The organism is Telluribacter humicola (genome assembly GCF_017355935.1).
Classification (GTDB): domain Bacteria; phylum Bacteroidota; class Bacteroidia; order Cytophagales; family Spirosomataceae; genus Telluribacter; species Telluribacter humicola.
This window is the reverse complement of the sequence record NZ_JAFIQT010000004.1, coordinates 37515-52230: the sequence shown is the minus strand read 5'-3', so window position 1 is coordinate 52230 and position 14716 is coordinate 37515. Positions and strand designations below refer to the sequence as shown.

Below are 14716 nucleotides of genomic sequence, written 5' to 3'. Positions count from 1 at the left end.
TACAACAATGAAAGGAATTGCCATCATATTATCCGGTATCTTATTGTCTGGTGCTGTTGCGGCTCAAGGAACCAGTACCAAAAAAGAAGATATAGCGGGTAAAGTTGTGAAAGAAGCAGCGCACATCCCACTTAACCATATACAGGTAATAGGGTCTCATAACAGTTATAAGCAAGCTATTGATCCCGCCCTATTTCAGATGCTGAAGCAAACCAGTGGAGATATGGCAAATGGCATAGACTATAGCCACATCAGCATTATTGAGCAGCTGAATATGGGTTTAGGAAATCTGGAAATTGATATTTATGCAGATGCTGAAGGAGGGAAGTATGCGCACCCAAAAGGGTTGGACTGGGTGAATAACCAGGCCAAGGCATATGACCCGGAAAAGCAGATGATGAAGCCTGGCTTTAAAATATTCCATATCCAGGAAATTGATTTCAGGAGCCATTACCTGACGCTGGAGAACTGCCTGCAGGACCTGAAGCAGTGGTCAGATCAAAACCCCGGCCATCAGCCCGTCTTCATCACCATGAATGCTAAGGATCAGGCCATTAAAAGAGAGGGCTTTACAGTACCGGAGAAATTTACCTCTGCTGTACTGGATCAACTTGACCGCGTAATACTGGATAAGCTGGGAAAGGATAAACTGATAACGCCAGATCAGGTAAGAGGAAAGTATAGCACTCTGGAAGAAGCTGTGCTTCAGGGTAACTGGCCTTCGTTACAAGAGGCAAAGGGCAAGTTCATCTTTGTGCTTGATGAGAAGGATGAAAAGAGGGCTACCTACATCCAGGATCATCCATCTTTGAAAGGACGTGTGCTATTTGCAAATGCCGAACCCGGTACGCCAGAAGCAGCTATCCTCATTATGAATGATCCTGTAAAAGAAGCAGACAGAATACAGAAATTGGTGAAGAAAGGGTACATTGTACGTACTCGGGCAGATGCCAATACAACCCAGGCTCGAACGAATGACAGAAGCCAGTATGAAGCGGCCCTTAAATCAGGCGCTCAGATAATCACGACAGACTACTATCAGAAAAGTACTCATTTTGTTTCTGATTATGAGGTAAGCTTCGAAGGAAACCAGTATTTTAGATTGAATCCTTTCCTGAAGAAGTAGTATTTGAGACCTTACTTAATGACTGGCAAAGACTACTCTGCCAGTCATTATTCATTAGTACACTGTTATATATAAAGCTGGGGAGTGAGCTAATATCTTACTTCTATCGCGGCATAATTTTAACATAGTTTTTTATTTATAGTACATTCCATGTTCAAGAATATCATAGTAGAGTCACTGCTTGCGGGTCTGCCGACGGACTATCCATAGATACCCAACTCTATAAAACTAAGTGAAAACACAATAGGCTTGTCGAACCCTATCTTTTTCATTTTCGAGACAAACTTTTAATTTCGGCTGACAGGTTATTGATTGTTAATTATCGAATATGGTATACATTTTATTCAAGCGTCTTTGCTTTGCCTTTGTATTTTATGCCACTTATAGCCCACAGGCGCAGGCACAAACCAAAGATTATGAGGCCGAATATGCCAAGGGGTATCGCGGCGGCTATATTAAGAAGCTTGAGTCAGTTGATGGTGCGCTGGAGTTTGCCGCTATAGGAGACTTTGGTAGGGGCGGGGAGTACTTTCAGAGGGACATAGCAGAACAACTAGCTAAAGCCGTAACAGGCACAAACGCCAGTTTCATTATATCTACCGGCGATAACATTTACCCGCACGGGGTGGCGAGTGTACACGATCCGCTTTGGCGTTTGTCGTTCGAAAATGTATTCTATCAGTACCCGCTGCACCGTGATTGGTATGCGGTGCTGGGCAACCACGACTATGCCGGCAATGCGCAGGCCCAGATAGATTATACCAACATCAGTCAGCGCTGGAACATGCCTGCCCGTTATTATACCTTCAAGCGAAGCGTTGGAAAAAATGCAATAGCAGTCTTTATATATCTGGATACTAATACACTTGACAAAGCTGCCTACCATAGTTCATATGGCGAGGAACTGGTGCAGCAGGACAGCACCGATCAGAAGCAATGGCTGGAGCAGGTATTAGCGGATAAAGACCCTACAGTGAAATGGAGAATAGTAGTAGGGCACCACCCGATGTACACCGCTGGAAACAGAGCTTTACAGGAGCCACACGTCCGTCACTCCCTGGAACCAATTTTTGAACAGTATAAAGTAGATGTATACCTGAGCGGCCATGAGCACCACCTGCAGTATTACCACCCGAAAAACAAAGTAACTCATCATTTTATTTCCGGCGCAGGATCAGAAGCAAATGAAAGTTTAAAGCCAAGGGGGCCGCACGATTTCTTTGCACCCATACAGGGCTTTATGACTTTTGCACTTACGGAAAATATGCTCCTGATGCAGGCAATTGATCGTAAAGGAAAAGTCCTAAAGAAGGTAAGAATTGAAAAATAATCATAAAGACATAGTAGGGCAAACTACGAATAACAGCTGTGTGCGAGCTATGATTCAATTTGATGATTACTGTTGATAACTGTCATTCAGCATTCAACCACTTGTCTGGTTGCCGCCATAAAAATGGATGAACAAGTGAAAACTATTTCAGCGTAATGCTCGGCTTTGCATGCAGCTTATTTTATCTCCTAGTTGTACTTATTAGCCCTTCTGTAAATTTGAAGCTCCTTACCTGGAAAACTAACACGTTGCTAACACAAAGTAACACGCCAGTAACACAAAGTAACACGCCAGTAACACAAAGTAACATGCTAGTAACACAAAGTAACACGTTGCTAACACGCCAGTAACACAAACTAACACACTTCTAAGTATCTGGTTAAGAAGTAGATAAACTTGTTTCTCTACAACCTTCACATCGCTTTCCTTTGTATCTTTGCCCGCAGGTTTTCAGACCTGACACTCAGGGAGTTGATAGGAGAGCAGAGGGTAAAAGGCTGAATTTGATCTACTTGCTCCATCTTTTCTTTTCTCTTTGACCTCCTGGCATTTTTTACGTTTTCATAAGAAGCGAGCCGGAACAGTATTCCCTGCGGTCAGACTGTTCTGAGGCTCGCCCTGCGGGGCTGAAAAGGCTGTTTATCAACCACTTAATTTTATATCACTAACTTAGTGAAACGGAAGGTGTCCGTATTCGCCTGCTAACAGGCTGATTTACAGAGGTAGATTTCCGTTTTTGTTTCTGTACGTATTATGAGTAGATCACTGAAAAGTGTAGATGTGGATCCTGAGCTGTACGAAGAGTTCAAGCGCCTGGCTAAATCCTACGGTATGACCAACAAAGACCTGTTTGGTGCCATGATCCGGTATTTCAAAGTGACCCAGGCCGATCCACGTGATCCCCAGGCGGTCAATCCTACCGATGCCATCAAAGCCCTCGACAAGCGGCTGATCGGCTTTATCCGCGAGCAGGAAAAGAAGATCCTGCGCCCACTGTCGGATGATGTCAAGGTGCTGATCACGCTGATGCAGGAAGACCTGCCCCGAAAGATCGGGCAGGCCCACCTGCGCGCAATTGGCAACTCGATCCGGCCTGACCTGCTGAGCGACCGCTTTAAGGCGGGTTTAGCCGGCCCGCCGAAGCCACCGGTGCCACCTGCTGATCCCAACTCACCTAAAAAGAACTAGGCCCGCATGGTAGTCAAGATAAGCGGGGGAAGTGCGGGCAGTTGCGAAGGACTGGTCAACTATCTCGAGAAGCAGGAGAGGGGGCAGTGGTTTAGCCAGGAGCAGCAGGGGTTACCTGCCCTTCTGGTGACGCCGGCCATTGACCAGAACAAGCGGAATCTGGGACGGCAGGAGGAGAAGTTCTACCAGGTGATCATCAGCCCCAGCCAATCAGAGCTAAGGCACATAGAAGAGGATCCGGTCAGGCTCCGGGAGTATGTCCGGCAGGTAATGAACCACTATGCCCACAACTTTGGTAAGGGCATAGCGGGAAAGGATCTGGTGTGGTTCGGCAAGATCGAAAGGGAGCGCAGCCATAGTAGCCAGGACCGGGCGGTACAGCTGGGAGAAGAACAAAAGGGAAAGAAAAAGCCGGGGGCGCAGACGCACGTACACGTGATCGTAAGCCGGACGGAGAATCTACAGGGCTTTAAGGCGCAGCAGCAGGGGGGAGGGCTCCTGCGGAAGCACCCCCTGAAGCTGAGCCCGGCCACCAATCATCGGGCTACGGAGAAGGGAGCCGTCAAAGGAGGCTTTGACCGCAGTGCCTTCATCCAGATGAGCGAAGAGCAGTTTGACCGGCAGTTCCACTACGAGCGGCCGCTGATCGAGCGCTTTGAGTATAGTAGGATACAGCAGCATGGCACGCAGCAGGAGCGCGTAGCGCAGCGGTTGGAGATCCTGCGGGCAGAGGCTCAGAAAAAGGAGCAGGAACGCCTGCAGCAGGCTCAAGAGCAAATGGAAGTGCAGAAGAGCCGGGAGCAACAGCAATCCGTCATCAGGCAGGTTCAGGAAGTTAAACGGCGGAGACTACGTTAATTGTTTCTCCAGCCATTCTTTTGAAAGGCAGTAACTTCCTGAGTCCTGGTTAAGAGAAAGGTGGGGGATAGGCTCTTCCTTCCCTGGTTAGCTATAATGCTAGCTCTATACCTGCTTTTACGTGTGCTCTCTCCCTGTTCCTCAAGGAGCTGTTGGTCATTAGGGCATGCTCCTGCTTTTTCACGGAAAGGCGAAACCAGTGGTGAGCAGGTATAAACCTGTTGGAGTGAAGTTCTAACCGAATGAATATTTCCTCCGATGGTTCGCGATGACCAGAAAGTAACTGGCTAAGCTTGGTCTTATGAATAGCAAGCTCAGAAGCTACTTCATTTTTCTTTTTCTGTAAAAGCTCAATGTAGGAGTTTAGGAAATGGGAAAAGCTCTTCTTTGGATCATAGGTGTCCTGCCTGATGTAGTCCTCCATCTGGATCTTCAACTGTAAGAGTTGACCATACAGTTTCTCTTGTTGTGAACGTTCAGCCATTCTTTTCTGACGAACGTTAGCTAGTTGTAGATTGGCTGTACGGCGCTGCTCATCCGTCAGGTGAGCCGGTACCATAAAGCCATCAACTAGTTCTTCAGGGGTTATCTTCTCCAGGTTCATGGTCAATATATGTTTGAATAAGCTGATAAAGGGTAGGGCCATCTACATAAAGCTGCGTACCGGCACTAAGCATACTATACTTATTTTTATAATAGTTGATTAACTGGGTTTTAGGGGTTAGAGACACACACGCATCAACCCCATACTTCCCTACTGCTAAACGACACGCCCAGCCGATCAGACAACCTGCCACACGATCGTACTGTTTTTCAGGTCCAACGTTGTTACGTCGGCTGGCAATCAGATTGATCTCTATGCGGCTCTCTGAGGGAAAGCCTGTTAGTGACATAGCTGCCAATATCTCGTTACTGTCTTGCAGACGCAGTTTCCACAGGTCAGTATCTTCAAAGTCTTTCCAGTTAAAATAAAAATCTCTTGGTGTTAGCTTACTAAGGTCGCTACTAGTAAGAGGTTCAATAACAGCCTTGACATATGCCGGTGGATTTACACCTATGTAGAGCAGATACATGTTTCAGATGTTTCACGAATTTACCTAAATTATAAATAGTTTACAAATTATGTAAACTATTTATAATTTAGGGTCAAGGGTAAATGGGACTAGACATTTTGTCGAGTTGACCATCATTAATGTCATTACTTACAGCGACTATTGCGGTAGATGAGGAAGGAAGAAGGTAGTAGGAGTAAGGTTTGAAGATTGAGTTAAGGGTATCAATACTGGTGGATTGGTAAGTACCATGAAGCTAGCATATGTAGCATCAAGGTAAAAGCCACAGGCCACTTATCAATAGTTATTTAAACGCATCCATCCATAGGATGGAGCAGGTTGGGCAGATGTTTCCATCAACACTAGGCTATGGTAGTAAGTTGCATGCCAGTGCCTGTAGTCAAGACAGAAGGAATTGTTACCGTAATAATTCAGAGTAATACATGAAGGTTGGGAGACAAGTTGGGAGAAAGGTTGGGAGAAAAACAGTGCCTTGTCCTGCGAATGATCCACGTTACTAATACGGTAACAATTGTCTGTATGGCTAAAACTTTATGGGTAAGTACTACATCAAGTATGAATATTATAAACTCGAATCGACAGGGGCACTAACCCGTAAGGAGGAGCAAATGAGGATGTTGGAAAAAGATCGAATACTGAGCAATGAAGATATCGTAATGTAAGAGTGGAACTAGTGTAAGTACCTGAAATAGCTTGATAACAGTAAAGTCAATATTTGATATATATAAAATGGATTTATCGGAAGTAGGACCTAGTAGAGGTATCAAAGACTGTAGATTTTCATCAGGATGGAACACTAATATACCGGATTTATGGTATTGACAGGTAGTAGTACGATATGGCACCTTGGAGCCGTAAACGGCCATTGCCCTTAACTCAGCGGAACCAGGCTTTCTACAAAATCGTAGCCGTGCCTGTTGACAAATATATAACCCCTAGTTTATACAGTATGGAAGTAAACCTACCGGGGAATGTGGCTGAGAGCCCAAAGGGGCAACGCGCGAAGTATAGAACTAATTTTATCTACACATCAATACACCTGCTCTTTTTCAGATTTTACAGCTCTATCATCTGAAAGTTTATTATAGTAGTCCATAGTTCTCACTATGTATTTTGTTAGGTGCACCAGCTATTTCATATTGCCCCTCCCTTCCATAATTGATCAAATAGAGCCCTTCTGCCATCGCCTGTACTCGATGTGTGCCTGCTGATACAAGATAAGGTGTAATTGCCATCTTTGTCAGACATTGTCCTTACATTAAAGGTAGGTATAGCTGTAAGTCCCTTCCTTTCTAATCCAGCCAAATAAATACGCCCCCCTTCTAAAGGTATTTCATTCTCATCTACAATCTTCCCTAATGGGGCGTAACTACTGGCAGATGACCGTTGGATAAATTTTTTCAAACCGTGTATTCCTAATTAAGGCACTTAAAGCAGAATTGTATAACTTAAATTTTAGTTATCCTTCGCTTGCCTCTACTCTTTAAGATATCTGCTGACTTATTTTACATAAGAGCTGGAGATGTGAATTATAAAATGAGAGTTCATATCCTGGTCTGATAGCCTGATCCGAAGCAATATTTACACGTTAAAACTACCATTTCTTATGAGAACAGTTCTTACTCTACTCGTTGTTCTTCCGCTCTTATATTGTACCTCCTGCACAACAGAGCAGGCTAGTAGTGAAGCGAGCAAAACAGAGGCGAGCGAAACAAAAGACAGCACACCTGACACCATCGTGGTGCTGTTTAAGAATAAACCTGACATTGATAATTACTACTACCACACCGAAAAGATGTGGCTGCGCAATGACCGGCTCATTTCCCTGTACTGGGGAAACGAACAGGAACAAATTGAAATCAAGCCCGGCCTTCTACCCGAGCCCATCGTCCTACCTATTAAAGAAAAGTTCCTGGTCCTGCGCCACCTAACCAACTACCTGGACTACAACGAGTACCTGCTTCAGAAGGGGGACTCTGTTCAGATTGAATACCGCCAGGGACGCCCACACCTCACCATCCTGAACCGCACCACCCGTCCATTCGACCACGGTATTGAACAGCTGGTGCGTGACCATTTCCAATGTGGGCAGTACTCATCTTTAGGGAGGTATTTAGGCGCAATAAATTTTTTAGCTACGGGAGTTTTAACCAGTAAGACAATGATGGCAGCAAGTGAAGGGCTTAGCCAGCAACAAAAAATGGAAAGGAATGAAAGGATATTACATCCACTCAAAAAAGCTATGTACCTGGATGCTAGTGAGTATCTGCAGAAGGAAGACCGGCTGCTGGATTCGCTCCGCGCGCTGGACCAGCTAGCAGATATGCCCTATCAGTACCACAAGAACAAGGTGCAGCACCTGCGCCATCTCCTGGATATGGAAACTGATAAGGTACCTGAGCCGCAGGTGGGAGCACGATTGCAAAAATACCAGGTCAATCCCTATGGCTATCCCGAGCCCTACCACCGTCAGTTCATTGAGGCAGTTGCCGAGAAGTACATCGTTAATCGAGCTTCGTACAAAGAAATAATGGATGGCTCTAACCGGGATCGTAAGGAAGTATTTGCGCAGCTAAGTACCTCACCACTGTTCAGTGAGCAGGATCGCGCCTTCTTGTTAGCCCGCGAAGTAAGACGTATCCGACATTACTACCCCCACGAGGACTTCCTGGCTTACTTCCAACAATACGAGACTCTGGTAAAGGATACCTCCCTGACCCATTCCCTACGGGAAGAGTTTGCCCTTGATCTAGACAGTAGTCGGAATGAAACTGGGTCGGTAGTACTAGCCGACACCAAGGGAAATAAACTCACGCTGGATGAAATTAAGAAACGTCACGCGGGCAAAGTTATCTATGTGGACTTCTGGGCCAGCTGGTGTGCTCCCTGTCGAGCAGCAATGCCGGCATCAGCCGGTTTGCGGGAGGGGCTTAAAAACAAACAGGTTGTCTTTGTGTATCTATCTATTGATTCAAGTCCTAAACCGTGGCTAACGGCCAGCACCCAGGAGAAACTGGATAAATACCCTGAAAACTACCTGGTGGTAAATCCTAAAGCTTCTGAATTTCTTAGGAAACAAAAGCTGAACGAAATTCCCCGGTACATGATATTCGACAAAACCGGAAAGGTCACTTATGCCAATGCTCCCAGAGTCGAAAGCGGCGACACTGGCCTACTCCTCACCCAACTAGCCGATAGACCCTAAGTGTGTGTAATCCAAAGGTAAAACGACCCTTTTCGCACATAGGAACCTAGTTCTGTGGACTTTTATCAGGATGAGACACTAATATACCGGATTTACAGTATTGACAGCTATTCGCTGAACAGGGTACCTTGGAGCTGCAAATGGCCATTGCCCTTAGCTCAGCGGAACCAGGCTTTCTACCATAGCGTAGCCATACCTTTTGACAAAGAATTAATCATATGAAAAGTAAACTGTCAGTAGCGCTAATTGGAATCCTACTCTTCAGCCAGTGTTCGGTAGATAGAAGCATTGCTCCGAAAGTAGATTACGAGCAGGCTAGAATAGAGTTTCTCAAAGAGTTGGTACCCCATATAACTGGTACGTGGAACATGAGGAAAATCCAGATCAAACGTCAGAATAGCACGTATCACGCAGAGCTTAAGCTAAAAAATGACACGATTCTTACCAATTTCGCTACGCTTACTTTAACACTGGCTTCTGGTCAACCTGATCCTGGGAGTAGCCGGTATGAGGGAAACATTCAATATGGGACCAAGAAGTATCCAATTAAACTTGATTTGATAGCCGGTTCTTGGCTTTATAATCAGAAAGGAGAAGGATCTAAAGGTTATTTTCTTATTGAATACAACTACCCTCCAGGTACATCTCATATTATAGAGAAGGAAGAGAAATATCTTGAGCAAATTGGACTCATCTCAGAGAATTTCTCTTTGGAAACTACATCAGGGCCTATGATTTGGAAGGGTTTAAACAGAGGAATTGAGCAAATTGATTTTATCAAAAAATAGTAGTAGTCCACAAAATTAGAACTCGCTCTTCTTATGTTTGCTTGTGAAAAAGTCAATTAGCGTAATTCAGATTATACAACAATGCGTCTGCTACAAAACACTGCTTTTCTCTACCTACCCTGGCTTATTTGCTTAAAACTCAACCGGGTCGCCGGAGAGATGGAAATGAGGGTAAACAGACTCATTAGCAAGCGAGGCACCCCGTGGTGGTTTGAGCACCAAAACCATAGCTTGTTTAACCCTTAATTACCACCCTTTATTTAAATAACTATGTGGCTTTCTCACCTTGAAAGAAGCGCGCCGCTTTTCGCATTGTATCGTGACAATATACCGAGTTTTATAAATGTTTTACTTCATGAAGTTAAAGTATTAACTGGAAAAGACTTAATTGTTAGTTTGAGGTTTGACTTATATGAACTGCCAGAGCCTATGCCAGATAAATGGGCATACAGGAATGTAAATGCGGTACAAGTAATTATAGACCTAGTACAAGCTGAAATTGAAAAGTTCAATTTAGGAACCTATAACTATAACTCTGCTAACATAATGGTTAATCAGACAGAAGATCGCAAAATGTTAATCGTTACAGATGACTTAGGAGAAGATATATTAGTCTTAAAAACATCGTGGCTTTATCTAAATTCTATAGGTGGATATACAAGATTCTGATCAAATTGTTCATATTAAATGACTACTACCAGTAAGTGCCTAATGTGCGTGTTATCTATAATAATAGGCTCATGTTGTGATATTGATACAGAAACAACCTATGGGTATAAAGGTACCAAAATCAAAAGAGTTGATGAGTGTGGAAAAACCACCTTTTACTACCAGGATATAGATGGAAGTGCCACAAGGATATGGGCCGAGTACTCAGGTATAAATGATGGCTTCTCAGGCTATTTGAAATTTAGAGAAGATGGTAAGGTGTTTCTTCTCTCTGGTGATGGGTACTTTCAAACTGCTAATCCTGATACTTCAAAGTTTGAGTATGAAAGGATTTATTCCTATGAGAGGGATGCCGCAGACAAGACTATTTATTTTATAGAGCTTTCGACCCGGTATGAAAAAGAAGAAAATGTGAATACTGCAACAGAAGTCAAAATAAAATATGAGCTTTAACTGTGTAAAATATACTTGTAAAAGGACCCTTAAAGTACATAAGGGACGATTTGACCTACAATGGTCGAGGCGAATGATCTAGGCTATACATACATTCAATCAAAAGAAATATTAGCTAGCATATATTTCCTTCAAAGAAGTTAGACAATATAAATATGATTAATAAGTATCTGTCTTATAGATATCTACATTACTTTATTTTACTCTGGGGTATTATTGGCTCCATTAAAGCTAGGGCTGATATTTGGCAACCACCAAAAATAAAGGTGTATTACTCTGACAATCTAAAATATAAATTAATCATCACGCCTCAAATCGTTCCTGAGAAGTATTATCGATGGGAATACTTTAAAAGTAACAGACATCCACAAACGAAAAAGATGTTACGTAAAAAGGATAAATTCTTGCGCAATATCTCAGCGCAGGACACGGTTCTAACTCCTTGTACCGGAGAGCTGTATGATGTAAGTGGAGCAGAAAGCGTATTGATATGGAAGCGAAGTATGCTGAATAATCCTTGCCCTGTTCATGCAATAATTGCGAATGATGGTTCGTCGGTTGCCACTTTTGATAACTGGTATTCGATTGGATATGGTGTGAATGTATTTGCTATCTATAATCAAAAAGGTGATGCAAAGAGCACCTACAAACTTGAAGAAATCAGTCCATTTCCTCTGAATGATTATGGTAAGTCAACTTCATCGTTGTACTGGAGAAAAGGGGCTGTCTTTATTGATAATGAAAGAGTTGAGCTTACTTTTTATACAGAAAAGAATATGAAAAAGAGAATCTATAATACTAAAAAGTTAGAATTCGAGAAATAGCCCCTAATATCATCTGAACACAGCGGAAAGGTAGTAGGTGATGTGCTTATACATGACCTGCAAGACTTGGTGCGGCAAAACCACCATTTTAATACACAGTTTAGTTTATAAGGTAACTTCAGAAGATTGGTATTAACACATAGTAATGAAGAGACTCCCATTGCTCATAAAACGAGATTTGGTGTGTTTACACAGATCATCGACAATAATAGATAAGGCCAAAACACCTGTTTATTCAGAACAACATAAATAATGGCAGAAGAAAAAAATATTAAACTTGCAATATTTTTCATTCTTGTTGCATCATTCATGGTGTTTTATGCATATGACAAGTATAGGCTGCAGGAGAAACTAGAGCAGTGTTCCATATATACAGTAGCAAAACCTACAAGGACATTTAGATTAAGAGGTAAATTTAGATTAGAGTACACCTATAATATTAATGGGAAAAGGTTTACTATGGATGATCCTGCTAACATATACAACACAGGAGGCTCATGGTGGGAAAGAGATAAGGAAGAACTAATGAGGCGACGGTACTGGATTCAGGTATGGTGTGAGGATTATAGAAAACATAAGATACTCTGGGATCTGGATGTACCGGATACGTTGGTGACTATCCCAAGGTTAGGTTGGAAAGAACTACCAGCAGGACTTCCGGCTTACCACCACCCCGATGAGTAGCACTTCCTAATCTAAAATGACCCTTAAAATATATACAGGAGCTTGTTGATGATCAGGTTGCTCCTCAGATACTGAAATTAGTTACTTATACATTGCTAAACTACCATTAGATAAAATTTCATCCTTATATAGCCCCACATTCACAGGTACGGCACACACCTTGCTTATAACTATCGAATGAGCGACGGTAGCTACGGCCTGCACCACTTGATAATCAGTGATTATATGGAAGGAATTTTGGTAGTGATTGGAGCTCAGGCGCAGGCCAAGTGTTGAAAACTTATATAATGGAAGGTAATTTCATATTATTGATTATGAATGATAGAATCATAATTCTATTGAGTAGAAAGAAACTAGTACTGCTTCTTATCGCAGGTGTAGTATTTGTAATAATTGGATATTTAGGAGCTGTAAAACCAGAAGATTTTGTTTCACCTTTTTTTAGAAGCTCTAAACTTATTAGGATATCAGGTTTTGCAGGAGTGGTCTTTTGTGGAGTTGGTGTAATCTTTATACTCTGGAAATTACTTGACAATAAGCCAGGCTTGATTATTGATGAGTTTGGGATAACAGATAATTCTAATGCTACGAGTGTTGGTTTGATTGAGTGGAAGGATATTACTAAGGTAGAGAAAAAGGTAGTGGTAAATTAAGGGGTGATTTCTTATATTTGCCTCATGATCAGCGAAACTACAAATCATAGGTGCCAACGCTGCGGCAGTTTAAACTTACGGAAGAACGGTCATTCTACATCTGGCAAGCCAAAATACCATTGCAAAGACTGCAATAAGTATGGCACCATCAGCAATGTGGCTCAGCAGCGAGCTGAGCGATACGAGCAGGTGGAAAAGCTCTTGCTTGAACGGACGTCCTTACGCGGCATCCAGCGTGTGACAGGCGTAAGTCGTCCTACAATTATAAAATTAGCTAAAAAAAAGTAGACGATTCACTTGCTGTACAAGTAGATACTTCAACGATCAGGCCTGTTATTGAAGTGGATGAAATGTTTTCATTCGTTGGCAGCAAACAGACTAAAACCTGGATCTGGCTAGCCATAGAGCGTGAAAGCAGGCAGATTGTTGGCTTGGCTACGGGCGATCGAAGCGAGTACTGCGGTAAGTTTCTGTGGGAAAGTATAGATAGTTTCTATCAGCAGAACGCTGTCTTCTACACTGACCTATATACAGTCTATGAAGCTGTTATCCCGCCAGACAGGCATTATCAAAAGGCTGGTGGTACCGCTCATATAGAGCGCTTCAACAATACGCTCAGGCAGCGACAGCCTCATCTAACCAGAAAAACATTAGCTTTTGCCAAAACAGATGACAGTCACTTTGGGCGAATCCTCAACTTTATCAACTACTACAACAAATCCAAATCACCTTAATATTTACCACTACCGAGAAAAAGCAGGTCATGTCGGCAAAGTTTTTAATATTGCATACCAATAATCCTCAAAAATATATACAAAGAACTAATAATTCTATTTTAAAGCGAGCCGCAGAAATGACTTGCAAAATTTATGGCTCTCCTATTACAATAACATCAAACTCGTTAAAGATAAACTTAGAAGATTTGGAAGCCTTAATAACCCAAGAATCTAAAAGATATAAGTAAAGTACTTAGATCTTAATAAACTCTATAGAATTAAATAAAGAGCGTGTTAGGGAGTTAGCAAATGCTGAGGATGGTTGCACCTTTGTAGCGGCCAAACTAAAAAGAAATTACCAAATAATTCCTGGAACTGAGGGCTTACCTTGTCCTAAAATTAAACGACCATTAGAATATATATGAGAGCTTAATGTGAGGTTTGTACATTTACCTTATATGCACAGTTATAGCATATCCTGTATGAGCAACCATTAGATAAAATTACCTTTTATCAGAGCCCCACATGAAAGAGACGGCACACTCCTTGCTTATAGCTATCTAATGACCAAAGGCAGCTACAGCCAGCACAACTTCCTTAGTAGCTTCATACTCATCGAACCCCTTAGGAAAGGTGCAGCCGGTCGTCGTCAAGATGGTATTTGATGAGCATGGAAAGTTATGCTCAATGTTAAACAAGATAAAATATAGTCAAAGTACAATGAGTTCTATTAACAACATTTTAGCTGCTCTATATCTCAATCATAAGATACGAATGAGATTTTCAGGAAGTAGATCACATCTTTTCTTTGCAAAACTCACATTATGTCTATTAATCGGTATATGGCTACTTCCATTGATAACCCTTTTAGAAATGTACTTTAAACCTTTAAATATCCTTCAAAAGATACCTAATACATATAGCGCATCAGGTATAATTTTAATTTTTATTTACTTTATATTAAATCCTTTTACATGGAACCTTGAACAGGTTGATGCTTATAGTGTAGATGGAAAAAATCAAGAAAGTATCAATAAAGCCAAATGGCTTTTTGTAACTTTACTTGTTGTAGGATTTGTATTCTTAGTAATAGTAGCAAAATATAAGCAAGAACATTTTGCAAGCTGAATCTTTATCTATCTATTAGGT

General features: G+C 42.2%; 16 protein-coding genes and 1 pseudogene. 15 read left to right on the top strand and 2 right to left on the bottom strand.

Going from position 1 to position 14716, the window contains the following annotated elements:
• The first annotated feature begins 7 nt into the window (after positions 1 to 7).
• The 4 genes from JUB14_RS18350 to JUB14_RS18335 all read left to right on the top strand — a co-directional run bounded on the left by JUB14_RS18350 (position 8) and on the right by JUB14_RS18335 (position 4502).
• Complete coding sequence (locus JUB14_RS18350) at positions 8 to 1126, top strand: phosphatidylinositol-specific phospholipase C1-like protein (RefSeq protein WP_207508208.1); 1119 nt, start codon at positions 8 to 10, stop codon at positions 1124 to 1126.
• A gap of 328 nt (positions 1127 to 1454) precedes the next feature.
• Positions 1455 to 2456 carry a metallophosphoesterase gene (locus tag JUB14_RS18345; protein WP_207508207.1) on the top strand — a complete coding sequence of 334 codons (1002 nt, stop codon included), beginning with the start codon at positions 1455 to 1457 and terminating at the stop codon, positions 2454 to 2456.
• Positions 2457 to 3209: 753 nt separating this feature from the next.
• Positions 3210 to 3644, top strand: a complete 435-nt coding sequence (locus tag JUB14_RS18340; RefSeq protein WP_207508204.1) for a BfmA/BtgA family mobilization protein — start codon at positions 3210 to 3212, stop codon at positions 3642 to 3644.
• A gap of 6 nt (positions 3645 to 3650) precedes the next feature.
• On the top strand, positions 3651 to 4502 hold the full coding sequence (locus JUB14_RS18335) for a DUF5712 family protein (protein ID WP_207508202.1): 852 nt from the start codon (positions 3651 to 3653) through the stop codon (positions 4500 to 4502).
• 91 nt (positions 4503 to 4593) lie between these two features.
• On the opposite strand, the gene JUB14_RS18330 is transcribed toward JUB14_RS18335, so the two are convergent.
• Positions 4594 to 5106, bottom strand: coding sequence for a hypothetical protein (locus tag JUB14_RS18330; protein ID WP_207508200.1), 513 nt, complete (start codon positions 5104 to 5106; stop codon positions 4594 to 4596).
• Complete coding sequence (locus JUB14_RS18325) at positions 5081 to 5575, bottom strand: N-acetyltransferase (protein ID WP_207508198.1); 495 nt, start codon at positions 5573 to 5575, stop codon at positions 5081 to 5083. Before JUB14_RS18325 ends, JUB14_RS18330 begins: the two co-directional genes overlap by 26 nt.
• Positions 5576 to 7181: 1606 nt before the next feature.
• Between JUB14_RS18325 and JUB14_RS18320 the strand changes: the two genes are divergently transcribed.
• The 11 genes and pseudogenes from JUB14_RS18320 (at position 7182) to JUB14_RS18280 (ending at position 14695) form a co-directional block, all read left to right on the top strand.
• Positions 7182 to 8780 carry a TlpA family protein disulfide reductase gene (locus JUB14_RS18320; RefSeq protein ID WP_229368004.1) on the top strand — a complete coding sequence of 533 codons (1599 nt, stop codon included), beginning with the start codon at positions 7182 to 7184 and terminating at the stop codon, positions 8778 to 8780.
• Between the two features lie 218 nt (positions 8781 to 8998).
• A complete protein-coding gene (locus JUB14_RS18315; RefSeq protein WP_207508196.1) occupies positions 8999 to 9568 on the top strand; it encodes a hypothetical protein in 570 nt (189 codons plus the stop codon).
• 270 nt (positions 9569 to 9838) lie between these two features.
• Entirely contained in the window at positions 9839 to 10237 is a 399-nt protein-coding gene (locus tag JUB14_RS18310; RefSeq protein WP_207508194.1) for an Imm50 family immunity protein, read from the top strand.
• Positions 10238 to 10285: 48 nt separating this feature from the next.
• The gene (locus JUB14_RS18305; protein WP_207508192.1) at positions 10286 to 10690 is read left to right on the top strand and encodes a hypothetical protein; all 405 of its coding nucleotides are present in this window, start codon (positions 10286 to 10288) and stop codon (positions 10688 to 10690) included.
• Positions 10691 to 10845: 155 nt separating this feature from the next.
• Positions 10846 to 11514 carry a hypothetical protein gene (locus JUB14_RS18300; protein WP_207508190.1) on the top strand — a complete coding sequence of 223 codons (669 nt, stop codon included), beginning with the start codon at positions 10846 to 10848 and terminating at the stop codon, positions 11512 to 11514.
• Positions 11515 to 11766: 252 nt separating this feature from the next.
• A complete protein-coding gene (locus JUB14_RS18295; RefSeq protein WP_207508188.1) occupies positions 11767 to 12198 on the top strand; it encodes a hypothetical protein in 432 nt (143 codons plus the stop codon).
• Between the two features lie 287 nt (positions 12199 to 12485).
• Positions 12486 to 12851, top strand: coding sequence for an STM3941 family protein (locus JUB14_RS18290; RefSeq protein WP_207508186.1), 366 nt, complete (start codon positions 12486 to 12488; stop codon positions 12849 to 12851).
• A gap of 24 nt (positions 12852 to 12875) precedes the next feature.
• Positions 12876 to 13139 carry an IS1/IS1595 family N-terminal zinc-binding domain-containing protein gene (locus JUB14_RS28230; RefSeq protein WP_445515044.1) on the top strand — a complete coding sequence of 88 codons (264 nt, stop codon included), beginning with the start codon at positions 12876 to 12878 and terminating at the stop codon, positions 13137 to 13139.
• A 23-nt stretch (positions 13140 to 13162) separates the two neighbouring features.
• Positions 13163 to 13585, top strand: a pseudogene (locus JUB14_RS18285) (IS1 family transposase); the annotation flags it as partial.
• A gap of 29 nt (positions 13586 to 13614) precedes the next feature.
• Positions 13615 to 13815 (top strand): STM3941 family protein, encoded by a 201-nt coding sequence (locus tag JUB14_RS28165; protein ID WP_374757824.1) that lies wholly within the window; start codon positions 13615 to 13617, stop codon positions 13813 to 13815.
• 472 nt (positions 13816 to 14287) lie between these two features.
• Positions 14288 to 14695, top strand: coding sequence for a hypothetical protein (locus tag JUB14_RS18280; RefSeq protein ID WP_207508182.1), 408 nt, complete (start codon positions 14288 to 14290; stop codon positions 14693 to 14695).
• Positions 14696 to 14716: the final 21 nt, after the last annotated feature.